Raw genomic sequence first — 23751 nt, forward strand, 5'->3', positions numbered from 1 at the left:
GGAAGATGCTGAAACAGCGTCACGGGGTGAAATAAATTTCCCGGCGCTTTATAGTGGCCGACCTCCGTTTCATCAAGTAGCCGAGCCCCATGTCCGAGCCACGCAAGATCCTCGTCACCAGCGCCCTGCCCTATGCCAATGGTTCCATCCATCTTGGCCATATGCTTGAGTACATCCAGACTGATATGTGGGTGCGCTTCCAGAAGCATCGCGGCAATCAATGCATTTATGTCTGCGCGGACGACGCCCACGGTTCGGCCATCATGTTGCGCGCCGAAAAGGAAGGGATCACCCCGGAACAACTGATCGCCAATGTGCAGGCTGAACACAGCGCCGACTTTGCCGAGTTCCTGGTGGATTTCGACAACTTCCATTCGACCCACTCCGAGGAAAACCGCGAGCTGTCGAGCCAGATCTACAAGCGCCTGCGCGACGCCGGGCACATCGACACGCGGTCGATCACCCAGTATTTCGACCCGGAAAAGAAAATGTTCCTGGCCGACCGCTTCATCAAGGGCACCTGCCCGAAATGCGGCACCGAAGACCAGTACGGCGACAACTGCGAGAAATGCGGTGCTACCTACGCGCCGACTGACCTGAAAGATCCGAAGTCGGCCATCTCGGGCGCCACGCCGGTGCTCAAGGATTCCCAGCACTTCTTCTTCAAGCTCCCGGATTTCCAGCAAATGCTGCAAACCTGGACCCGCAGTGGCACGTTGCAGGACGCCGTGGCGAACAAGATCGCCGAATGGCTGGATGCCGGCCTGCAACAGTGGGACATCTCCCGCGATGCGCCGTACTTCGGTTTCGAAATCCCTGACGAGCCGGGCAAATACTTCTACGTGTGGCTGGATGCTCCGATCGGCTACATGGCCAGCTTCAAGAACCTGTGTGACCGTACGCCGGAACTGGATTTCGACGCGTTCTGGAACAAGGATTCCACCGCCGAGCTGTACCACTTCATCGGCAAGGACATCGTCAACTTCCACGCCCTGTTCTGGCCGGCGATGCTTGAAGGTTCGGGCTACCGCAAGCCAACCGGCATTGCCGTGCACGGCTACCTGACGGTCAACGGCCAGAAAATGTCCAAGTCCCGTGGCACCTTTATCAAGGCGCGCACCTACCTGGACCATCTGTCGCCGGAATACCTGCGCTACTACTACGCCTCCAAGCTGGGCCGTGGCGTCGACGACCTGGACCTGAACCTGGAAGACTTCGTACAGAAGGTCAACTCGGACCTGGTCGGCAAGGTCGTCAACATCGCCAGCCGCTGCGCCGGTTTTATCCATAAGGGCAACGCCGGTGTGCTGGTGGCTGAAAACGCCGCGCCGGAACTGACTGACGCCTTCCTCGCCGCTGCGCCAAGCATCGCCGACGCCTATGAAGCCCGTGACTTTGCCCGCGCCATGCGCGAAATCATGGGCCTGGCTGACCGCGCCAACGCCTGGATCGCCGACAAGGCACCGTGGTCGCTGAACAAACAGGAAGGCAAGCAGGCTGAAGTCCAGGCAATCTGCGCCACGGGCGTCAACCTGTTCCGTCAGTTGGTGATTTTCCTCAAGCCCGTGCTGCCATTGCTGGCTGCCGATGCCGAGGCGTTCCTGAACGTCGCGCCGCTGACCTGGAATGACCACGCCACCTTGCTGAGCAACCATCAGCTGAACGAGTTCAAGCCGCTGATGACCCGTATCGACCCGGTCAAGGTCCAGGCCATGACCGATGCTTCGAAAGAAGACCTGGTCGCCAGCCAGACCGACACCGGTGAGTCCGCGCCTGCTGGCAATGGCGAACTGGCCAAGGACCCGCTCTCCCCGGAAATCGAGTTCGACGCCTTTGCGGCCGTGGACCTGCGCGTTGCGCTGATCATCAAGGCCGAAGCCGTGGAAGGGGCTGACAAGCTCTTGCGCCTGACGCTGGACATCGGTGACGAGCAGCGTAACGTTTTCTCCGGCATCAAGAGCGCGTACCCGGACCCGTCCAAGCTCGATGGTCGGCTGACCATGATGATCGCCAACCTCAAGCCACGGAAAATGAAGTTCGGTCTTTCCGAAGGCATGGTGATGGCAGCTGGCCCTGGCGGTGAAGAGATTTACCTGCTGAGCCCTGACAGCGGCGCCAAGCCGGGTCAGCGTATCAAGTAAGCCAGAAGGCTGTGCTTGTGGTTGTTGTAGTGAGCGGGCTTGCCCCGCGTTGGGTCGCGCAGCGGCCCTAAACCAGCGACTCGGTCCTATTTGTAGAAACCGTGATGGCAGTGATGGGGCTGCTCCGCAGCCCAACGCGGGGCAAGCCCGCTCGCCACGACAAGCCCACAAGCCACAACGGATAGAATCCCGCTCATTACAACCTGCGGGCTCACCACCCAGGCCCTGTTCGTCTAACCGGCATGCCAATGATCCTCCCATGAACCTGACACAACGTATCGACGCGCTGCTGCCGCAGACCCAATGCGGCAAGTGCGGGCACCCGGGCTGCAAACCCTACGCCGAGGGCATCGCGCTTGGTGAAGCGATCAACAAATGCCCGCCGGGCGGCGAGGAAACCATCGCCAGCCTGGCGCAATTGCTGCGCGTGCCGGTGCTGGAACTGGACACCAGCCGAGGGGAAGCTCCGGCACAGGTCGCCTATATCCGTGAAGCCGAGTGCATCGGCTGCACCAAGTGCATACAGGCCTGCCCGGTGGATGCAATTGTCGGCGCCGCCAAGCTGATGCACACCGTCATCATGGATGAATGCACCGGCTGCGACTTGTGTGTTGCGCCCTGCCCCGTGGACTGCATTGAAATGCACCCGGCAGCCACCGTGCTGCCGATTGTGGGCGGCCTGGCGACCAATGATCGACAACGCGATGAGCGCAGCATCAAACGTGACCGGGCGCGGCGCCGTTATGAACAACGCAATGCGCGGCTGCAACGGGAAGAGGCTCAAAAGCTCGCTGAACGCCTGGCTCGGGCCAAACGTTCGGAACCGGCGTTACCCGTGCAGGCCAGCACTGCCCAAGATGCAGCGGTCAAGAAAGCCAAAATCACGGTTGCAATGAGTCGCGCCCAGTTGCACAAATCCTTGAAAGCGTTTGGTCACCCGCCAACCTTTGAACAGCAATCGCAGTTGATTGCCCTGCAACAGCAATTCGAAGCAGCGGAGCAAGCGCTGGCAGCTTTGGAAGTGCACACCGCACCGACGGCAGTAGCCGCGACCGGTAATACTGCCGACCTGAAACGCGCCAAAATCCAGCTCGCGATGCGCCGCGCGGAGCTGAAGAAAGCCCAGGACTTGAACGCCGACCCGCAACAACTGGCGCAGGCGCAGCACAAGCTCGACGAGGCACAGCACCAGGTGGATGCCCACAGCAACGCCTGATCCGCAAATCCTGCGGCGTGTATTGCTACAATCGCGCCGACCGCCTGCAAGGAACCTCTGCCCCATGAACGCCGCAAAACGCCTGGAAATTTTCCGCAGGTTTCACGAGGATAATCCGGAACCCAAGACCGAACTGGCCTACACCACGCCGTTCGAGTTGCTGATTGCGGTGATCCTCTCGGCGCAGTCCACAGACGTTGGCGTCAACAAGGCCACGGCCAAACTGTACCCGGTGGCCAACACGCCAGAGGCGATTTATGCACTGGGCATTGAAGGCTTGTCGCAATACATCAAGACCATCGGCCTGTACAACAGCAAGGCGAAGAATGTGATTGAAACCTGCCGCCTGCTGGTCGAGATGCATGGCGGCGAAGTGCCACAAACCCGCGAAGCTCTGGAAGCGTTGCCGGGTGTGGGCCGTAAAACCGCCAACGTGGTGCTCAATACGGCGTTCCGGCAACTGACTATGGCGGTGGACACGCATATTTTCCGTGTCAGCAACCGCACCGGCATCGCGCAGGGCAAGAACGTGGTGGAGGTGGAAAAGCAGTTGATGAAGTTTGTACCCAAGCCCTATCTGCTCGATTCCCACCACTGGCTGATCCTTCACGGGCGTTATGTTTGCCAGGCCCGCAAGCCGCGTTGCGGGAGCTGCCGCATCGAGGATCTGTGCGATTACAAGGACAAGACGTCTGACGATTGAGGGATCATTGGTTTTTTCGATCACCCGATTGAAAAAATCTTTTTTACCCATTCATGGATTATCGTTATAAGGAGCGCCAACGGCAGTCTTAGCCTGGAGTTAACCTTATGAGCACTGGCAAAGAACAACTGGATGTAGAGGACGACCTCGTTGCGGAGTCGGATGACGATGGGGAAGCCCCTGTTGCAGAGGTGGCCAAGACCAATTTGAGCAAACGCCGCACTATCGACAACCTATTGGAAGAGCGACGCTTGCAAAAACAACTGGCCGATTACGACTTCGATCTCTGATCGACCTGTTGACGACCGGAAGCCTCCCTGACGGAGGCTTTTTTCTGCCGGTTACTCTGGGGGGATCCGGCCGCTAGACGAGGCCATTGCGTTGAGCCAGCTCGATCAGGTCCACCAGGGAGCGCGCGTTGAGCTTGAGCAGAAGGCGAGTCTTGTAGGTGCTCACGGTCTTGTTGCTCAAAAACATGCCGTCAGCGATTTCCTTGTTGGTTTTGCCACGGGCCAGTTGCTGCAGCACCATCATCTCACGCCCGGACAGGCGTTCGACCATGTCCGCTTCACTGGCATTGCCCATGGTGGAGCGCACCGAGTTGAGCGCCTGGTTCGGAAAGTAGCTGTAACCCGAGAGCACGGCCTTGATGGCACTCAGCAGCTCGGTCAGGTCTTGCTGCTTGCACACATAGCCTGCCGCACCCGCCTGCATGCAACGCATCGAAAAATGCCCGGGGGCCTGGGACGTCAGCACCAGTACCTTCACCGGCGCGGGTTGTTTGGCAGACGCCAGCCGGCAAATCACTTCCAGCCCGTCGAGCTTGGGTATTCCGATATCCAGAATGACGATGTCCGGTACATGCTCCCGTGCAAGTTGCAATGCATCGACACCGTTATCAGTCTCGGCAACGACTTCATAACCATGACGCTCCATTAGCATGCGCACAGCAAGCCGAATGACGGGATGATCATCCACGATCAGCACTTTATTCATGAGAAAGTCCAATTTCGCTGTTCGAATTATTTAGAGCAAACACAATAGCCTAGTCGCCCGCTAGTTGGCATAGCATTCCCCCCCAAGCAACAGCAAGCAGAGACCCAACCCACAACGATATCGGAATAAGCCTACAAAAAAACACTAACTCGGATGCACCCTGCTTTATGACGCCTTTCAGATATTTCCGGGCTTTTAAATATTTTGCGCAAATTAAGCCACGTACACGGCGCATTGGGTAAACGCCCCGCACGTGACTTTCAGGAAAAGCCCATTGTGTAAAGCTGCCCGGAGAATAATCCCACGTAAAACTTCCGACTGTTTTAGTTCCATTCAACATATTTTAAAACCTCCTTAATTCCTACAGAATTTTCAGCGCATTACTGGAATCCTGTAAAACATAGTGAAACTTCTGTAAGAAATAGTTCCTATGAAGGTGTTAGAAATTCATTCAGTTAAACAAAAACTCAACAGACAACTTTAGAGTTCAACAAAATATAAACACTCTGGTAATACAACTAAAAATCATCGCCGGCTCAAGGCCACAGATTACTTACAGGCAAAAAAATGGCCCCTTGAACAAGGGGCCATTTTTCACAACAAGGAATCTGTCAGAACAGCTTGCGGCCCTTGTTGGCTGCAATGCGCATGCGCAGGGCATTCAACTTGATAAAGCCAGCTGCATCCGCCTGATTGTAAGCGCCGCCATCTTCCTCGAAGGTGGCAATGTTGGCGTCGAACAGCGACTCATCGGACTTGCGGCCAGTAACGATCACGTTGCCCTTGTACAGCTTCAGGCGCACAACACCATTCACGTGAACCTGGGAGGCATCGATCATCTGTTGCAGCATCAGACGCTCAGGGCTCCACCAGTAGCCGGTGTAGATCAGGCTGGCGTACTTGGGCATTAGCTCGTCTTTGAGGTGAGCCACTTCGCGATCCAGGGTGATGGACTCGATGGCGCGGTGGGCACGCAGCATGATGGTGCCACCTGGGGTTTCGTAGCAGCCACGGGACTTCATGCCCACGTAACGGTTCTCGACGATGTCGAGACGGCCGATACCGTGTTCACCGCCGATACGGTTCAGGGTCGCCAGCACGGTGGCCGGGGTCATTTCGACGCCGTCCAGCGCGACGATGTCGCCGTTGCGGTAGGTCAATTCCAGGTACTGGGCCTTGTCTGGAGCGTTCTCCGGGGAGACGGTCCATTTCCACATGTCTTCTTCATGCTCGGTCCAGGTGTCTTCCAGCACGCCGCCTTCATAGGAGATGTGCAGCAAGTTGGCGTCCATCGAGTACGGGGACTTCTTCTTGCCGTGACGCTCGATCGGGATCGCGTGCTTTTCCGCGTAATCCATCAGCTTTTCACGGGACAGCAGGTCCCACTCGCGCCACGGAGCAATCACTTTTACGCCAGGCTTGAGGGCGTAGGCGCCCAGTTCAAAACGGACCTGGTCGTTGCCTTTGCCGGTGGCGCCATGGGAAATGGCGTCAGCGCCGGTTTCGTTGGCGATTTCGATCAAGCGCTTGGCGATCAGCGGACGTGCGATGGAGGTACCCAGCAGGTACTCGCCTTCGTAGACGGTGTTGGCGCGAAACATCGGGTAGACGAAATCGCGGACGAACTCTTCGCGCAGGTCGTCAATGTAGATCTCTTTCACGCCCATGGCTTGCGCCTTGGCACGTGCAGGTTCGACCTCTTCGCCCTGACCCAGGTCAGCGGTGAAGGTCACCACTTCACAGTTATAAGTATCCTGCAGCCACTTGAGGATCACCGAAGTGTCCAGGCCGCCGGAATACGCGAGAACGACCTTGTTTACGTCGGCCATGCCATCACTCCACGGGGTTGTACGGAAAGGCGACGATTCTACCGACCAAAACCATGAAATTACAGGGGCGCGACAGCAAATGAAGATAAAGCGACAGATTATGTCGAGTGCGCGACCGATAGCCGCACTTTATGACGTGTGTGCAGGGTTGCCTGGAGCCGTGGCCTGAGGCGCCGGTTTTTCGGGAACGGCGACACGTTCAAGCTGAATATTCACACGGCGGTTGCGCGCCCGGTTGGCGGCGTTGGTGTTGGGGGCCAGCGGGTAGCTCTCGCCGTGAAAGCGCATGGTTATCTGCGATTCCGGGATGCCATTTTCCTTGAAGTAGTCCGTCACGGCCAGGGCACGGCGGCGCGAGACGTCGCGGTTGGTCAGGCGATTGCCACTGTTGTCGGAATGGCCGTTCAACTCGATATGGTTAACCGTGGGATCAGCCTTCATGAACGCGACAATCACCGCCAGTTTCTTTTTGGCCGCCGCATCCAGCTCGATGCCGCCACCGGGAAACCCGACTTCAGTCTGTTTGACCTGGTCGTAATTCATCGGCAATAACTTGGCCGTGCACAGTTGATAGTCGTTGAAGGCCTTGTTGAATTTCACCGGTAGCAGGCGAACCTCCGAGTAGCCGCCTTCGCGCCCGTAATGCCGCACAGTCGGACTGCGCCCTTCGAGCAAACCGCTGAACAGCCGCCCGGCCTGGGCTTGGGAACTGTTGAAAAGCACATCGCCACTGCCGACACGCACAGCGCCAAGGTTGATATCACCACGGCCCGGCTGCCAAGGCGCAGCGGCGGCCAACAAGGTGGCCGAGCCCGCACCCAATGCGCCGTTGTAGGCTTTGAGGCGGAACGTCGCCTGCTCGCCGGCCCGGCGCACGAACTCACCCGAGCCAAAATCGGTGATCGGCTGGGTCAGGCGGCACTCGAACTGGTCGCCTTCCACCTTCCACTCGATGTTCTCCAGACGTGTCTGGAACGTGAGGGCCATCGCAGGCAGGCTGGCGAACACACTGAGCAGGGCTAGATAATGCTGGCGCACGGGAGGCTCCACTGGTTTCTACAACACTTCAAAGCGTCATACGTCGTTAAGGCATACCCAGGGATATCGGACGCCTGCAGCAAAACTTGATAGCGAGTGCCTGCAAGAGTCTTTTCCGGTAGCATTCCCACCAGATTGACCCGCCTGGAATCCCCAATGTCCGACCGCCTGACCCTGCTGCGTCCCGACGACTGGCATATTCATCTTCGCGATGGTGCTGCGTTACCCCAAACTGTGGCCGATGTAGCGCGCACGTTTGGCCGCGCCATCATCATGCCAAACCTGGTACCTCCGGTGCGTAATGCCGAGCAAGCCGACGCCTATCGCCAGCGCATCCTCGCTGCGCGCCCGGCCGGCAGCCGCTTCGAACCGTTGATGGTGCTCTACCTGACCGATCGCACCCAGCCCGAAGAGATTCGTGAGGCCAAGGCCAGCGGCTTCGTGTACGCCGCCAAGCTGTACCCGGCAGGCGCGACCACCAACTCCGATTCCGGCGTAACCAGCATCGACAAGATCCTGCCCGCCATCGAAGCCATGGCCGAAGTCGGCATGCCGCTGTTGATCCACGGCGAAGTCACCCGTGGCGACGTCGATGTGTTCGACCGTGAAAAGATCTTCATCGACGAACACATGCGTCGCGTGGTCGAGCTGTTCCCGACCTTGAAAGTGGTGTTTGAACACATCACCACCGCCGACGCCGTGCAGTTCGTCAACGAAGCTTCGGCCAACGTTGGCGCGACCATCACCGCGCATCACTTGCTCTACAACCGCAACCACATGCTGGTGGGCGGTATTCGACCGCACTTCTATTGCCTGCCGATCCTCAAGCGCAACACCCACCAGGTGGCCTTGCTGGATGCCGCCACCAGCGGCAGCCCGAAGTTCTTCCTCGGTACCGACTCGGCACCTCACGCCCAGCACGCCAAGGAAGCCGCGTGCGGCTGTGCCGGCTGCTACACCGCGTATGCCGCCATCGAGCTGTACGCCGAGGCGTTCGAGGCGCGCAATGCCCTGGACAAACTCGAAGGCTTCGCCAGCCTCAATGGCCCGCGTTTCTACGGCCTGCCGGCGAACACCGACCGCATCACCCTGGTTCGTGAAGACTGGACCGCCCCTGCCAGCCTGCCGTTTGGCGAGTTGACTGTTATCCCGCTGCGCGCCGGTGAAACACTGCGCTGGCGCCTGCTGGAGGAAAGCAAGTGAGTGAAGACCATTACGACGACGAACATGAGCACAGTGGTGGCGGTTCCCGTCACCCGATGGCCGAGCGGTTTCGCGGCTATCTGCCGGTTGTCATCGACGTAGAGACCGGTGGCTTCAACTGTGCCACCGACGCGCTGCTGGAAATTGCCGCGACCACCATCGGCATGGATGAACAGGGTTTTGTGTTCCCGGAACACACTCACTTCTTTCGCGTGGAGCCGTTTGAAGGCGCGAATATCGAAGCCGCTGCTTTGGAATTCACCGGTATCAAGCTCGATCATCCATTGCGCATGGCCGTAAGCGAAGAAGCGGCGCTGACCGACATCTTCCGTGGCGTGCGCAAGGCGTTGAAAGCCAATGGCTGCAAACGCGCGATCCTGGTCGGGCACAACAGCAGCTTCGACTTGGGCTTCCTGAACGCCGCCGTGGCGCGGCTGGACATGAAACGCAACCCGTTTCATCCGTTTTCCAGCTTCGACACCGCCACCCTCGCTGGCCTGGCGTATGGCCAAACCGTACTGGCCAAGGCCTGCCAGGCAGCCGGTATCGACTTTGACGGCCGTGAGGCTCACTCGGCCCGCTACGACACCGAGAAGACCGCCGAGCTGTTCTGCGGCATCGTCAATCGCTGGAAAGACATGGGCGGCTGGGAAGATTTCAACGACTGAGGCTGACGCGCCTGTGGAGCGAGCTTGTTGTGGCGAGGGAGCTTGCTCCCGCTGGGCTGCGCAGCGGCCCCAATAAGACCGCTGCGGTTAACCTGTTAAACTGCGGTGTCAGGATCTGGGGCCGCTTCGCAGCCCAGCGCGAGCAAGCTCCCTCGCCACAGAAGCTCGCTCGCCACAGACCCAAATGCAGTGCATAAAAAAACCGGCCTTCACAGGCCGGTTTTTTTGTACCTCGAACCTGGCTTACAGCTTGCCAGCGTTCTCGGTCAGGTAAGCCGCAACGCCTTCTGGCGAAGCGTTCATGCCTTTGTCGCCTTTTTTCCAGTTGGCAGGGCAGACTTCGCCGTGCTCTTCGTGGAATTGCAGCGCGTCAACCAGACGGATCAGCTCTTCCATGTTACGGCCCAGTGGCAGGTCGTTGATGATCTGGGAGCGAACCACGCCTTTGTCGTCGATCAGGAACGCGCCACGGAAAGCCACGCCGCCTTCGGACTCCACGTCGTAGGCCTTGGCAATGTCGTGCTTCATGTCGGCAGCCATGGTGTATTTGACTTTGCCGATGCCGCCATCATTGATGGCGGTGTTGCGCCAGGCGTTGTGGGTGAAATGGGAGTCGATGGAAACCGCGACCACTTCAACGTTGCGCGCCTTGAAATCGTCCATGCGGTGGTCCAGAGCAATCAGCTCCGAAGGGCAGACGAAGGTGAAGTCCAGCGGGTAGAAGAACACCAGGCCGTATTTGCCTTTGATGGCTTCAGACAGTTTGAAGCTGTCTACGATTTCGCCATTGCCGAGGACGGCAGGTACGTCGAAATCCGGGGCTTGTTTGCCGACGAGTACGCTCATTGGGTTTCTCCTGATGTGAGGGTGAAGATTGAAGTAAAAGGACCGGCCCCGAGTCTGCCGCTATCAAGCGACAGCCCTGTGACACAATCACGCTTCGTGAAGACCGACCATCATACACTGAAAAAACCGTCCGTCAGCGAAGGCACGGCGCCATGCAATACGCCGAGAATCTACTTTGACAATCATTCTCGTTAACATTAAGATCCAACGCACTTAAGCCTTAAACCCGCGACGGTTCTCCCTTATGTATGTGTGCCTCTGTACTGGCGTCACCGACGGACAAATCCGCGAAGCAATCTATGAAGGTTGCTGCAGCTACAAGGAAGTGCGTGAAACCACGGGCGTTGCCAGCCAGTGCGGCAAATGTGCTTGCCTTGCCAAGCAAGTGGTACGGGAAACCCTGACGCAGCTGCAAACAGCCCAGGCCGCTCTCCCCTATTCAGCAGAATTTACACACGCATAATTTCGCGTGTTTTAAAGAGCCGGGCTTAATGTCCGGTTTTTTTATGCCTGTAATTCAATTAGTTAGCGCCAAGACGCGGAACACAAACATTCTTATTCCGATTAATTTTCATTTATTATTCAATAACTTAGGTTTGACACTCAGGTTTTCGCCGCTCAAACTCTGCCCATACACAGCTATTACAGGGCAGGACCCCAGTCATGAAAGGCGACATCTCAGTCATCCAGCAACTCAACAAAATCCTTGCCAATGAACTGGTCGCGATCAATCAGTACTTTTTGCATGCACGCATGTACGAAGATTGGGGCCTGAACAAGCTGGGCAAGGTTGAATACAAAGAATCCATCAAAGCCATGAAAGATGCGGACAAGCTGATCAAGCGCATCCTCTTCCTGGAAGGCCTGCCGAACGTGCAGGACTTGGGCAAGCTGAACATCGGTGAGCACACTCAGGAAATGATCGGCAGCGACTTGGGCTTCGAGCGCAAGAGCCACGGCGACCTCAAGGCCGCCATCGCTCACTGCGAAACCAAGGGCGACTTCGGCAGCCGTGAACTGCTGGAAGATATCCTGGAAGACCAGGAAGAACACATCGACTGGCTGGAAACCCAACTGGGCCTGATCGACAAAGTCAGCCTGGAAAACTATCTGCAATCGCAGATGGGCGACGAATAAGCCCTCGGCACTCAGGTACAAAAAAGCCCCGCTCTCTTTCGAGAAGCGGGGCTTTTTATTGCCAGCGAATCAAGCGTCGGTCTTGGCCGCCGCGTTTGCCGCTGCGTCTTTGATCAGCGCTTGCAGCGAACCATCAGCCGCCATCTCAGTGATGATGTCGCTACCGCCGACCAGCTCACCGGCTACCCACAGTTGCGGGAATGTCGGCCAGTTGGCGTACTTCGGCAGGTTGGCGCGAATTTCAGGGTTTTGCAGGATATCCACGTAAGCGAATTTCTCGCCACACGCCATGATGGCCTGGGAAGCTTTCGCGGAGAAACCGCACTGAGGAGCGTTCGGCGCGCCCTTCATGTAAAGCAGAATGGTGTTGTTGGCAATCTGCTCTTTGATCGTTTCGATGATATCCATGGAACACCTCGGCTGGAACTTTGCGACTCACAGGTCGGCACGGTGGCGCATTGTAACGCAAAATTCCAGCGCGGTGCTCGAGCCTTATGCGGCAGCCACCTGCACCGGAACGCCGTTCAGCGCGGCGTTTCCAGACAATTCGTCGAGTTGCCGCTCGTCGGTCAGGTCATTTGCACTGGCTCCCGGCTGACCGCTGGCGATGCTCATCTGCACGCCAGGGCGGCCGTGCCCCCAACCGTGAGGCAGGCTGACGACGCCGGGCATCATGTCCAGGCTGGCCAGCACTTCCACTTCAATCATGCCGATACGCGAACTGACGCGCACACGCTGGCCATCACTCAACTGACGGCTGGCCAGGTCATCCGGGTGCATCAGCAACTGATGGCGCGGTTTGCCCTTCACCAGGCGGTGATAGTTATGCATCCAGGAGTTATTGCTACGCACATGGCGGCGACCAATCAGCAGCAGCTCGTCGACTACCGGCGCCGGTTGCGCGGCAAACCGCGCCAAGTCCGCGAGAATCACCGCCGGCGCCGCGTGCACTTTGCCATCAGCCGTCTTCAGGCGTGCGGCAAGATTGGCGCTGAGCGGCCCCAGATCAACTCCATGGGGATGATCCGCCAGCATCTCCACTGACAATTTGTGCTCGGAGGCGTCACCGTAACGCCCAGCGCGCAACCCGAAGTCGATCATCTGCGCAGGCGGCAGGGTCGGTTTAAGCGCCGCGCCCGTCTGCGCTGCAAAGGCTTTGGCCAGGCCGACGAAAATCTCCCAGTCATGCAGCGCGCCCTCCGGCTTGGGCAGAATCGCGCGGTTGAAGCGAGTGACATTGCGCACCGCGAACATATTGAACGTGGTGTCGTAGTGATCATTCTCCAGCGCCGAGGTCGACGGCAGGATCAAGTCGGCATAGCGCGTGGTCTCGTTGATGTACAGGTCGACGCTGACCATGAACTCCAACCCCTCCAGTGCCTGCTCCAGTTGCCGGCCATTGGGCGTCGACAGCACCGGGTTGCCCGCCACCGTCACCAGCGCGCGGATTTGCCCTTCGCCCTCGGTGAGCATTTCCTCTGCCAGCGCCGACACCGGAAGCTCGCCGCCATATTCAGGACGACCGGATACGCGACTCTGCCAGCGATTGAAATGCCCGCCGCCGGTGGAGGCCACCAAATCCACGGCTGGCGAGGTGCACAAAGCACCGCCGACGCGGTCAAGGTTGCCGGTGACCAGGTTGATCAGTTGCACCAGCCAATGGCACAAAGTGCCGAACGCTTGGGTCGAGACGCCCATGCGCCCGTAGCACACGGCGCTGTCGGCGGCGGCAAAGTCCCGCGCCAGCTGGCGAATTTGCTCGGCAGGCACTGCGCATTGGCGGCTCATGGCTTCGGCAGTAAACCCGGCAATCGCCTGGCGCACGTCATCCAGCCCCTCGACCGGCAGGTGGCTGTCCCGAGTCAGGTTTTCGCTGAACAACGTGTTGAGCACACCGAACAAGAGCGCCGCATCACCGCCCGGCCGCACGAACAGGTGTTGGTCCGCTATCGCCGCCGTTTCGCTGCGGCGCGGGTCAACGACCACCACTTTGCCGCCACGGGCCTGAATGGCCTTGAGGCGCTTCTCCACGTCAGGCACGGTCATGATGCTGCCATTGGACGCCAGCGGGTTGCCGCCGAGGATCAGCATGAAGTCGGTGTGATCGATGTCCGGAATCGGCAGCAACAGGCCGTGGCCGTACATCAGGTAGCTGGTGAGGTGGTGGGGCAACTGGTCAACGGAAGTCGCGGAGAAGCGATTGCGGGTCTTGAGTTGGCCCAGAAAGTAATTGCTGTGGGTCATCAGCCCGTAGTTATGCACGCTGGGGTTGCCCTGGTAGACCGCCACGGCGTTCTGACCATGCCTGGCCTGGATGCCCGCCAGCCGTTCGGCCACGAGCGAAAACGCATCTTCCCACGGAATCGGTTGCCATTCGCTGCCGACCCGGAGCATGGGTTGATGCAAACGGTCGGGGTCGTTCTGGATATCCTGCAGCGCCACGGCCTTGGGGCAGATATGCCCGCGGCTGAAGGCGTCCTGCGGGTCGCCCTTGATCGAGGTGATCGTCAGGCTACCGTCGTCGGCCTGGGTGGTTTCCAGGGTCAGGCCGCAAATGGCTTCACACAGATGGCAGGCACGGTGGTGGAGAGTCTTGGTCATGGCCAGTCTCTTTATCAGGGCTTTGACTTCACTATGGGCCGCGACCGAAGGCGACACCACTAACGTTCGCCCCGTGAATCGAACGGCATCAGGCCAAGGCATGGCTAAGCGTGAGCAAATGTTTCAAAACCCTCCCGCTAGCCTCTGAAACCGACGCAGTCTGGCCTGGGCCCGCCCCCGCGCATTGCAAAATATCTCGACGCCAGTGTACAAATGGCCCGCTGCTGTCTGGAAATTGTCTTCAAAAGCGCTCAGGCGCCCCTCTTGAACACCCTTAAAAACCGTAGCCCTATTGGTAAGACGCGACATTTAATTATAAGATCGCGCCTTCCCCTATTTCGTCGCCCCGTGCGGCTTTCGCCGCAGGTCTCGCCCGTTGTCACAATAAACAAGGCTTTGAGTATCTGCGGTCTGTTGCAAAAAGGTAGTTAATGATGAGCGCAAGGCACTTTCTCTCCCTGATGGATTGCACGCCCGAAGAGCTGGTCAGCGTGATCCGTCGAGGCATTGAGCTTAAAGACCTGCGTAACCGCGGTGTACTGTTCGAGCCTTTGAAAAACCGTGTGCTCGGGATGATTTTCGAAAAGTCGTCGACCCGCACCCGGGTGTCGTTCGAAGCCGGCATGATCCAACTGGGTGGCCAAGCCATCTTCCTGTCCTCGCGCGATACCCAATTGGGCCGTGGCGAGCCGGTTGCCGACAGCGCCATCGTGCTGTCGAGCATGCTCGATGCGGTGATGATCCGTACCTTTGCCCACAGCACCGTGACCGAATTTTCCGCCAATTCCCGTGTACCGGTGATCAACGGCCTGTCCGATGACCTGCACCCGTGCCAGTTGCTGGCCGACATGCAAACCTTTCTTGAGCACCGTGGTTCGATCCAAGGCAAGACCGTGGCCTGGATCGGCGACGGCAACAACATGTGCAACAGCTATATAGAAGCGGCGATCCAGTTCGACTTCCAATTGCGCATCGCTTGCCCGGAAGGTTACGAACCCGATGCACGCTTCCTGGAACAGGCCGGTGACCGTGTCACCGTGGTACGCGACCCGCGTGACGCAGTGATCGGCGCGCACCTGGTGAGCACCGACGTGTGGACGTCCATGGGCCAGGAAGAAGAAACCGCCAAGCGCCTGGCGCTGTTTGCGCCGTTCCAGGTTACTCGCGCACTCCTCGACCTTGCCGCGCCGGACGTGTTGTTCATGCACTGCCTGCCCGCGCACCGTGGCGAAGAAATCAGCCTCGACCTGCTCGACGACAAGCGTTCGGTTGCCTGGGACCAGGCTGAAAACCGCCTGCATGCGCAGAAAGCGTTGCTCGAATTCCTCGTGCCACCGTCGTACCACCACGCATGAGCCAGCCATTACTGCTGAACCTGCGCAATCTGGCATGCGGCTATCAAGATCAACGCGTGGTGCAGAACCTCAATCTGCACCTCAACGCCGGCGATATCGGTTGCCTCTTGGGTTCCTCAGGTTGCGGCAAAACGACGACCCTGCGTGCGATTGCCGGGTTTGAGCCGGTGCACGAAGGTGAGATCAGCCTGGCCGGTGAAGTGATCTCCAGCGCCGGTTTCACACTGGCACCGGAGAAACGTCGTATCGGCATGGTTTTCCAGGACTACGCACTGTTTCCACACCTCAGCGTCGCCGACAACATCGCCTTCGGTATTCGCAAACACCCGCAGAAAGACCGGGTGGTCGCCGAGTTGCTGGAACTGGTCAACCTGAAAAACCTCGGCAAGCGCTTCCCTCACGAGCTGTCCGGCGGCCAGCAACAACGCGTCGCCCTCGCCCGCGCCTTGGCGCCGGAGCCACAACTGTTGCTGCTGGACGAACCGTTTTCCAACCTCGACGGGGAGTTGCGGCGCAAGCTCAGCCATGAAGTGCGCGACATCCTCAAGGCGCGGGGCACCAGCGCAATTCTGGTCACCCACGATCAGGAAGAAGCCTTCGCCGTGAGCGATCAAGTCGGGGTTTTCAAAGAAGGCCGGCTGGAACAGTGGGACACGCCCTACAACCTTTATCACGAACCACAGACGCCTTATGTCGCCAGCTTTATCGGCCAGGGCTACTTCATCCGGGGCCAATTGAACTCGCCGGAATCGGTGAGCACCGAACTGGGTGATTTGCGTGGCAATCGTGCTTACACCTGGCCGACGGGCGGCGCGGTGGATGTATTGCTGCGCCCGGATGACATCGTTTACGCGCCGGGCAGTGCGTTGAAAGCGCGGATTGTTGGCAAGACGTTCCTGGGGGCTTCGACCCTGTATCGTTTGCAGTTGCCGACGGGTGCGCAGCTGGAGTCGATTTTCCCGAGCCATGCGGATCATCAGGTTGGCGTGGATGTTGGGATTCGGGTGGCGGCAGAACATCTGGTGCTGTTTCAGGCGTCAGGCAGTACGGCCGCGCAGATTCCTCACGCCGAGTCAGGCGTGCGTCGCTACAGCCCCGCCAACTGACGAAACCGGAACAAAAAATGTGGGAGCGGGCTTGCTCGCGAATGCGGTGTATCAGTGATGAATGTATCGACTGACACACCGCATTCGCGAGCAAGCCCGCTCCCACATTTGGTCCTGCATATAGTTCAGAATCGCCTTACGCCCGGCCTATTTCTGCAAACTTCGCCTGTGTATGCTCAGCCAACACCGCCGCCGGCAATTCCACTTCCAACCCCCTTCTCCCCGCACTCACAAAAATCGTCGCAAACGGCTGCGCTGTCACATCAATAAAAGTGCGCAAACGCTTCTTCTGCCCCAACGGGCTGATGCCGCCCAACAAGTAGCCCGTGGAACGTTGCGCCGCAGCCGGGTCAGCCATCTCGGCCTTTTTCACTCCGGCAGCCTGCGCCAAGGCTTTTAAATCCAGGCTTCCGACGACCGGCACCACGGCCACCAACAATTCACCTTTCTCACTGCTGGCCAGCAGCGTCTTGAACACCTGCGCCGGGTCGAGGCCCAATTTTTCCGCGGCCTCCAGACCATACGACGCAGCCTTGGGATCGTGTTCATAACTATGGATGCGATGTTCGGCGCGAACTTTTTTCAACAAGTCCAATGCAGGGGTCATGAAGTCTCCAGGCGTGGCAAACAGAGGACCAATTCTAGGCCAAGGGCGCACAAAAGGCTCTAGTACGCCTACTCGAAAGATCAATACCCTGTGCTCCCTGCGTGATCATTCACCAGACCTATAGTTCGAAAATGACCGATCGTTCACTTTCGACCTTTGACAGCCGTCATTCTTGTCTATATTTTTTCGTTTCCGAATACTGTAGGAATGGCACTACAGTACTCCAGCAGTAAGCTGCGGCCTGGATGGGGATCCTTGCCACGGTGAAAATCGCGTAACAACACGTTGAGGTTGTGCGCCAGACAAGAACAACAATCGAGGTTTTCCATGACAACTGCTCTTCAACAGCCTTCACTTTCGAGCCAATGCATGGCCGAATTCCTGGGGACTGCGCTGCTGATCTTCTTCGGTACCGGATGTGTCGCTGCGCTCAAGGTCGCGGGTGCCAGCTTTGGCTTGTGGGAGATCAGTATCATCTGGGGGGTTGGCGTCAGCATGGCGATCTACCTCAGCGCCGGCATTTCCGGGGCGCACCTCAACCCGGCGGTCAGTATCGCCCTGTGCATCTTTGCCGACTTCGAAAAGCGCAAACTGCCCTTCTATATTCTCGCCCAAGTCGCCGGCGCCTTTTGCTCGGCGGCCCTGGTGTACACGCTCTACAGCAACCTGTTTTTCGATTACGAACAAACTCACCACATGGTTCGCGGCTCCCAGGCGAGCCTGGAACTGGCGTCGGTGTTCTCCACCTACCCTCACGCACTGTTGAGCACCGCCCAAGCGTTCCTGGTGGAAGTGGTCATCACCGCCATTCTGATGGGCGTGATCATGGCGCTGACCGATGACAACAACGGCCTGCCGCGCGGCCCGCTGGCCCCGCTGCTGATCGGCTTGCTGATCGCGGTGATTGGCAGTGCCATGGGCCCATTGACCGGTTTTGCGATGAACCCGGCGCGGGATTTCGGGCCCAAGCTGATGACCTTTTTCGCCGGCTGGGGTGAAATGGCCTTTACGGGCGGTCGCGATATTCCTTACTTCCTGGTGCCGATTTTCGCGCCCATTGTGGGTGCATGCCTTGGCGCTGCGGCCTATCGCGGGCTGATCGCTCGCCACCTGCCGAGCGCGGCACCTGCTATAGATGAAGAAACACCTGACACGGCTGTCAACGGCAACACGCGTATTTCCTGATCACACCCGCCTGGTGCCCACTGCCCTTTTGCGGCCCAGGCGGATTACTTACTTCTTTACTTCCGTGCAAGGCAATCGACATGACCGACATTCAGAATAAGAACTACATCATTGCCCTTGACCAGGGCACCACCAGTTCGCGGGCGATCATCTTTGATCGGGACGCCAACGTGGTCTGCACCGCCCAGCGTGAATTCACCCAGCACTACCCGCAAGCCGGTTGGGTCGAGCACGACCCGATGGAAATTTTCGCTACCCAGAGCGCGGTGATGGTCGAAGCGCTGGCTCAAGCCGGCCTGCACCATGATCAGGTCGCCGCCATTGGTATCACCAACCAGCGTGAAACCACGGTGGTGTGGGATAAAGTCACCGGCCGCCCGATCTACAACGCGATCGTCTGGCAGTGCCGCCGCAGTACCGAGATCTGCCAGCAGCTCAAGCGCGACGGCCACGAGCAATACATCAATGACACCACGGGCCTGGTCACAGACCCTTACTTCTCCGGCACCAAACTCAAGTGGATCCTCGACAACGTTGAAGGCAGCCGCGAACGTGCGCGCAACGGCGAGCTGCTGTTCGGCACCATCGACAGTTGGCTGATCTGGAAATTTACCGGCGGCAAAACCCACGTCACCGACTACACCAACGCCTCGCGCACCATGCTCTTCAACATCCACACCCTGGAGTGGGACGCGAAGATGCTGGAGATCCTCGACGTACCGCGCGAAATGCTGCCGGACGTGAAATCGTCCTCGGAAATCTACGGCCGCACCAAAAGCGGCATCGCCATCGGCGGTATCGCCGGTGACCAGCAGGCCGCGCTATTCGGCCAGATGTGCGTGGAAGCGGGCCAGGCCAAGAACACCTACGGCACCGGCTGTTTCCTGCTGATGAACACAGGCGACAAGGCGGTGAAATCCAAACACGGCATGCTCACCACCATCGCCTGTGGCCCGCGCGGCGAAGTGGCTTACGCCCTCGAAGGCGCAGTGTTCAACGGTGGTTCCACCGTGCAATGGCTGCGTGACGAGCTGAAAATCATCGCCGACGCCACCGACACCGAATACTTCGCCGGCAAGGTCAAGGACAGCAACGGCGTGTACCTGGTCCCGGCCTTCACCGGTCTGGGTGCTCCGTACTGGGACCCCTATGCCCGTGGCGCACTGTTCGGCCTGACCCGTGGCGTACGCGTGGATCACATTATTCGTGCTGCCCTGGAGTCGATTGCCTACCAGACCCGCGACGTACTGGACGCCATGCAACAGGATTCCGGCGAACGCCTCAAGGCCCTGCGCGTGGACGGCGGCGCTGTAGCGAACAACTTCCTGATGCAGTTCCAGGCCGACATCCTTGGCACCCAAGTTGAGCGCCCGCAAATGCGCGAGACCACCGCGCTCGGCGCTGCCTACCTGGCAGGCTTGGCGTGCGGTTTCTGGGGCAGCCTGGACGAGTTGCGCGGCAAGGCGGTGATCGAGCGCGAATTCGAACCGCAACTGGATGAAGCCGCCAAGGAAAAGCTCTACGCCGGCTGGCAAAAAGCGGTGAGCCGCACCCGTGACTGGGAACCGCACGAAGGCGCTGAATAAGCCAAGCGCCGGACCTATATAGGGTTGTAACTGGCAGGGAGCAGATTCCTGCGTCATCATGGGCCACTTTTGTATGGCAGCCCAAAGGACGCCCCATGAATCTGCCTCCCCGCCAACAACAAATCCTCGAGCTGGTCCGCGAACGCGGCTATGTCAGCATCGAGGAAATGGCGCAGCTGTTCGTTGTCACCCCGCAAACCATCCGCCGCGATATCAACCAACTGGCGGACGCCAATCTGCTGCGCCGCTACCACGGCGGCGCAGCCTATGACTCCAGCGTTGAAAACACCGCGTACGCCATGCGTGCCGACCAGATGCGCGACGAGAAACAGCGCATCGGCGAAGCCATCGCTGCGCAAATCCCCGACCACGCCTCGCTGTTCATCAATATCGGCACCACCACCGAATCCATCGCCCGTGCGCTGCTCAATCACAACCACCTGAAAATCATCACCAACAACCTCAACGTCGCCACCATGCTCAGTGCCAAGGACGACTTTGATGTGCTGCTGACCGGCGGCAACGTGCGCCGTGACGGCGGTGTGGTGGGCCAGGCCAGTGTCGACTTTATCAACCAGTTCAAGGTCGACTTTGCGCTGGTGGGTATCAGTGGGATTGACGAAGACGGCAGCCTGCTGGACTTCGACTATCAAGAAGTGCGGGTTTCGCAGGCGATCATCGCCAATGCGCGCCAGGTGATTTTGGCGGCGGACTCGAGCAAGTTCGGGCGCAATGCCATGATTCGCTTGGGCCCGATCAGTTTGGTGGACTGCCTGGTGACTGACCAGCAGCCGGTGCCGGCGTTGGTGCAGTTGTTGAATCAGCACAAAGTCAGGCTGGAAGTGGTTTAGCAGCTGTACTGACGCCATCGCGGGCAAGCCCGCTCCCACAGTTTGAAATGCGGTCAACTGTGGGAGCCGGGCTTGCCCGCGATAGCGGTCTGACAGGCACTCCATTCCCCACGATGTTCACAATTCTTCCTTTCCCCGCCCTTCGATGAGTTTTTTCAATCGAAGTCGGGTGGCTGCGCGCGCGTTTATCGGCTACCATTTTCGCAAATGAACATTAATGTTCGAATTCCAAGACGAAAAGATCGCGAGGCCAGCCGATGAACCCTTCCACCTTGCCTGCTCCACCGCTTGCCGAAGTCTATGACGTTGCCGTTATCGGCGGCGGGATCAATGGCGTCGGCATTGCAGCAGACGCAGCCGGTCGCGGGTTGTCGGTATTCCTTTGCGAAAAGGATGACCTGGCCAGCCACACGTCGTCGGCCAGCAGCAAGCTGATCCACGGCGGCCTGCGCTATCTCGAACATTACGAATTCCGCCTGGTGCGCGAAGCCCTCGCCGAACGCGAAGTGCTGCTGGCCAAGGCCCCGCACATCGTCAAACAAATGCGTTTCGTGCTACCGCACCGCCCGCACCTGCGCCCGGCGTGGATGATTCGCGCAGGTCTGTTCCTGTACGACCACCTCGGCAAGCGCGAGAAGCTGGCAGGCTCGAAAAGCCTGAAGTTCGGTGCCGACAGCCCGCTGAAAAGCGAAATCACCAAAGGCTTCGAATACTCCGACTGCTGGGTGGATGACGCCCGCCTCGTCGTGCTCAATGCCATGGCCGCCCGCGAAAAAGGCGCGCATATCCACACCCAGACCCGTTGCGTCAGCGCACACCGCAGCAACGGCATGTGGGAAATGAACATGGAACGCGCCGACGGCAGCCTGTTCTCGATCCGCGCCCGTGCGCTGGTGAATGCGGCCGGCCCGTGGGTCGCCAAGTTCATCAAGGATGACCTGAAGCTGGATTCGCCGTATGGCATTCGCCTGATCCAGGGCAGCCACCTGATCGTGCCTCGACTGTACGAAGGCGCCCACGCGCATATCTTGCAAAACGAAGACCAGCGCATCGTCTTCACCATTCCGTACCTCAACCACCTGACGATCATCGGCACCACCGACCGCGAATACACTGGCGACCCGGCTGCAGTTGCGATCACAGAAGGTGAAACCGACTACATGCTCAACGTGGTCAATGCGCACTTCAAGAAACAACTGAGCCGCGACGATATCGTGCATACCTATTCCGGTGTGCGCCCGCTGTGCAACGATGAATCGGACAATCCGTCGGCAATCACCCGCGACTACACCTTGGCATTGTCCGGCGGCAACGGCGAAGCGCCGATCCTGTCGGTGTTTGGCGGCAAGTTGACCACCTACCGCAAGCTCGCCGAGTCGGCGATGGCGCAGCTGGCGCCATTCTTCACGCAGATGCGTCCGAGCTGGACCGCCACTGCGAGCCTGCCTGGCGGTGAGAACATGACGACGCCAGAAGCCCTGGCCGACGCGATTCGCGCCAAGTTCGACTGGGTACCGAGCGAGATCGCCCGTCGTTGGTCCACCACTTACGGCAGCCGCACCTGGCGCCTGCTGGAAGGTGTGCAATCACTGGCAGACCTGGGCGACCACCTGGGTGGCGGCCTGTACACCCGCGAAGTCGATTACCTGTGCGCCGAAGAATGGGCGACCAAACCTCAGGACGTGTTGTGGCGCCGTACCAAGCTCGGCCTGTTCACTACGCCGCAGGAACAGGAAAATGTGCAGCGTTATCTGTCCAAAGTCGAACTGACCCGTGCAAAGATTGAAGCGGCCTGATCAACCTCAGGTTCGTGCCGCATACAGCAAAGCCCCTGCACCGAAAGGTCCAGGGGCTTTTTTATGGGGCGAGGGTTTGGCGCTGATAGCGCAGCCCCATTTCCCGAATCTCATCCGAGCCGGACCTCAGCAATACGGGGTAAGCCGCCTCGAGAAACCCAGGCGTTGCCGACGTCAGCGCCCGCTCCAGCCAGACGCAGGCTTGCGTTGTGTCCCCCGCCTCGGCCAGCTCCGCCGCATGGTTGTATTGCCCGCGAAAATCTCCGCCTTCAGCCGCGCGCTGATACCACTGCCGCGCCAGTTGAAGGTCCTCTGGCACCACAACGCCCTCATGGTGGAAGCGCCCGAGCAGGTTCATCGATTTGGCGTGGCCTTTGGCAGCGGCCTGACAGAACAGCTCGTAAGCCGCTGACAGATCTTTCTCCACGCCTCGTCCGCGCGTCAGCAATTGGCCGTAGTTGTAGAGCCCCCAATCCAACCCAAGGTCAGCGGCTTGCCGATAATGCCGCGCCGCCCCCTTCAAATCGATGTCGCTGCCCCAGCCGTTCTCCAGGCAACGCCCAATCATGTTGATCGCCATGGGATGGCGATGCCGAGCGGCAATGCGAAACCAGCTCAGCGCCAATTGCGCATCTTTCTGCACGCCCCGACCGTCCAGCAATAGCTGGCCCAAGGTCGCCTGTGCATCGGCATCACCGAGTTGCGCGGCATGCATGACCCAACGCACATAAGCGCGCGGGTTACCGCCGATCTCAGACGTTTCATTGTCTGCCTGCCCACTCTGCATCCGCGCCCCGCATGCGATCCGGGATCGCAAAAATTTCATGAATTATTTCGTTACAAACTATTACATTTGAGATCGCTTATCAATTACGATCGCCTCTCAC

Annotated in this window: 21 protein-coding genes and 1 pseudogene; 14 read left to right on the forward strand and 8 right to left on the reverse strand. The window is 58.9% G+C overall.

Translation table 11 applies throughout. The features are described from left to right. The first annotated feature begins 89 nt into the window (after positions 1–89). The 4 genes and pseudogenes from metG (at position 90) to AB4P94_RS00435 (ending at position 4350) form a co-directional block, all read left to right on the forward strand. On the forward strand, positions 90–2141 hold the full coding sequence (gene metG, locus AB4P94_RS00420) for a methionine--tRNA ligase (RefSeq protein ID WP_395608946.1): 2052 nt from the start codon (positions 90–92) through the stop codon (positions 2139–2141). Between the two features lie 280 nt (positions 2142–2421). Further along, positions 2422–2784, forward strand: a pseudogene (gene rsxB / locus AB4P94_RS00425) (electron transport complex subunit RsxB); the annotation flags it as partial. Between the two features lie 637 nt (positions 2785–3421). After that, positions 3422–4060: an endonuclease III gene (gene nth, locus AB4P94_RS00430; RefSeq protein WP_395608947.1), complete on the forward strand. Its 639-nt coding sequence runs from the start codon at positions 3422–3424 to the stop codon at positions 4058–4060. A 107-nt stretch (positions 4061–4167) separates the two neighbouring features. Beyond that, positions 4168–4350 (forward strand): PA3496 family putative envelope integrity protein, encoded by a 183-nt coding sequence (locus AB4P94_RS00435; protein ID WP_124526113.1) that lies wholly within the window; start codon positions 4168–4170, stop codon positions 4348–4350. Between the two features lie 73 nt (positions 4351–4423). Here AB4P94_RS00435 and AB4P94_RS00440 read toward each other — a convergent pair whose 3' ends face one another. The 3 genes from AB4P94_RS00440 to AB4P94_RS00450 form a co-directional block, all read right to left on the reverse strand. Next, the gene (locus tag AB4P94_RS00440) at positions 4424–5056 is read right to left on the reverse strand and encodes a response regulator transcription factor (RefSeq protein ID WP_110624399.1); all 633 of its coding nucleotides are present in this window, start codon (positions 5054–5056) and stop codon (positions 4424–4426) included. A gap of 611 nt (positions 5057–5667) precedes the next feature. Next, positions 5668–6885, reverse strand: a complete 1218-nt coding sequence (locus AB4P94_RS00445) for an argininosuccinate synthase (protein ID WP_159954499.1) — start codon at positions 6883–6885, stop codon at positions 5668–5670. A gap of 129 nt (positions 6886–7014) precedes the next feature. Then, the gene (locus AB4P94_RS00450; protein WP_395608948.1) at positions 7015–7923 is read right to left on the reverse strand and encodes an OmpA family protein; all 909 of its coding nucleotides are present in this window, start codon (positions 7921–7923) and stop codon (positions 7015–7017) included. Positions 7924–8079: 156 nt separating this feature from the next. On the opposite strand from AB4P94_RS00450, the gene pyrC reads away from it, so the two are divergent. Both pyrC and rnt read left to right on the forward strand, forming a co-directional pair. Beyond that, a complete protein-coding gene (pyrC, locus tag AB4P94_RS00455; protein ID WP_395608949.1) occupies positions 8080–9126 on the forward strand; it encodes a dihydroorotase in 1047 nt (348 codons plus the stop codon). After that, positions 9123–9794, forward strand: coding sequence for a ribonuclease T (gene rnt, locus AB4P94_RS00460; RefSeq protein ID WP_010212742.1), 672 nt, complete (start codon positions 9123–9125; stop codon positions 9792–9794). Before pyrC ends, rnt begins: the two co-directional genes overlap by 4 nt. Positions 9795–10037: 243 nt before the next feature. Here rnt and AB4P94_RS00465 read toward each other — a convergent pair whose 3' ends face one another. Beyond that, positions 10038–10640, reverse strand: coding sequence for a peroxiredoxin (locus AB4P94_RS00465; RefSeq protein ID WP_003172097.1), 603 nt, complete (start codon positions 10638–10640; stop codon positions 10038–10040). Between the two features lie 244 nt (positions 10641–10884). Between AB4P94_RS00465 and AB4P94_RS00470 the strand changes: the two genes are divergently transcribed. Together AB4P94_RS00470 and bfr are read left to right on the forward strand one after the other, a co-directional pair. Beyond that, positions 10885–11103 (forward strand): bacterioferritin-associated ferredoxin, encoded by a 219-nt coding sequence (locus AB4P94_RS00470; protein WP_010564137.1) that lies wholly within the window; start codon positions 10885–10887, stop codon positions 11101–11103. A gap of 200 nt (positions 11104–11303) precedes the next feature. After that, a complete protein-coding gene (gene bfr, locus AB4P94_RS00475) occupies positions 11304–11777 on the forward strand; it encodes a bacterioferritin (RefSeq protein ID WP_395608950.1) in 474 nt (157 codons plus the stop codon). A 69-nt stretch (positions 11778–11846) separates the two neighbouring features. On the opposite strand, the gene grxD is transcribed toward bfr, so the two are convergent. Next, a complete protein-coding gene (gene grxD, locus AB4P94_RS00480; protein WP_010212745.1) occupies positions 11847–12185 on the reverse strand; it encodes a Grx4 family monothiol glutaredoxin in 339 nt (112 codons plus the stop codon). A gap of 84 nt (positions 12186–12269) precedes the next feature. After that, positions 12270–14378 (reverse strand): molybdopterin oxidoreductase family protein, encoded by a 2109-nt coding sequence (locus AB4P94_RS00485; RefSeq protein WP_395608951.1) that lies wholly within the window; start codon positions 14376–14378, stop codon positions 12270–12272. A gap of 434 nt (positions 14379–14812) precedes the next feature. On the opposite strand from AB4P94_RS00485, the gene argF reads away from it, so the two are divergent. Both argF and AB4P94_RS00495 read left to right on the forward strand, forming a co-directional pair. Continuing rightward, entirely contained in the window at positions 14813–15733 is a 921-nt protein-coding gene (argF, locus tag AB4P94_RS00490) for an ornithine carbamoyltransferase (RefSeq protein WP_395608952.1), read from the forward strand. Continuing rightward, complete coding sequence (locus AB4P94_RS00495) at positions 15730–16839, forward strand: ABC transporter ATP-binding protein (RefSeq protein WP_395608953.1); 1110 nt, start codon at positions 15730–15732, stop codon at positions 16837–16839. Before argF ends, AB4P94_RS00495 begins: the two co-directional genes overlap by 4 nt. Before the next feature lie 136 nt (positions 16840–16975). Here the strand turns inward: AB4P94_RS00495 and ybaK are convergent, their stop codons facing one another. Next, a complete protein-coding gene (gene ybaK / locus AB4P94_RS00500; RefSeq protein WP_395608954.1) occupies positions 16976–17446 on the reverse strand; it encodes a Cys-tRNA(Pro) deacylase in 471 nt (156 codons plus the stop codon). Between the two features lie 327 nt (positions 17447–17773). Here ybaK and AB4P94_RS00505 point away from each other — a divergent pair, with 327 nt between their 5' ends. The 4 genes from AB4P94_RS00505 to glpD all read left to right on the forward strand — a co-directional run bounded on the left by AB4P94_RS00505 (position 17774) and on the right by glpD (position 22864). Beyond that, entirely contained in the window at positions 17774–18631 is an 858-nt protein-coding gene (locus AB4P94_RS00505; protein ID WP_016970743.1) for an MIP/aquaporin family protein, read from the forward strand. Between the two features lie 80 nt (positions 18632–18711). Then, entirely contained in the window at positions 18712–20217 is a 1506-nt protein-coding gene (glpK, locus tag AB4P94_RS00510; RefSeq protein ID WP_395608955.1) for a glycerol kinase GlpK, read from the forward strand. A gap of 95 nt (positions 20218–20312) precedes the next feature. Beyond that, entirely contained in the window at positions 20313–21068 is a 756-nt protein-coding gene (locus AB4P94_RS00515; protein ID WP_010212755.1) for a DeoR/GlpR family transcriptional regulator, read from the forward strand. Between the two features lie 257 nt (positions 21069–21325). Continuing rightward, positions 21326–22864 (forward strand): glycerol-3-phosphate dehydrogenase, encoded by a 1539-nt coding sequence (glpD, locus tag AB4P94_RS00520; RefSeq protein ID WP_395608956.1) that lies wholly within the window; start codon positions 21326–21328, stop codon positions 22862–22864. A 61-nt stretch (positions 22865–22925) separates the two neighbouring features. Here the strand turns inward: glpD and AB4P94_RS00525 are convergent, their stop codons facing one another. Further along, positions 22926–23690, reverse strand: a complete 765-nt coding sequence (locus AB4P94_RS00525; RefSeq protein WP_395608957.1) for a tetratricopeptide repeat protein — start codon at positions 23688–23690, stop codon at positions 22926–22928. Between the last annotated feature and the right edge of the window lie 61 nt (positions 23691–23751).

This window comes from Pseudomonas sp. B22129 (assembly GCF_044218875.1).
Classification (GTDB): Bacteria; Pseudomonadota; Gammaproteobacteria; order Pseudomonadales; family Pseudomonadaceae; genus Aquipseudomonas.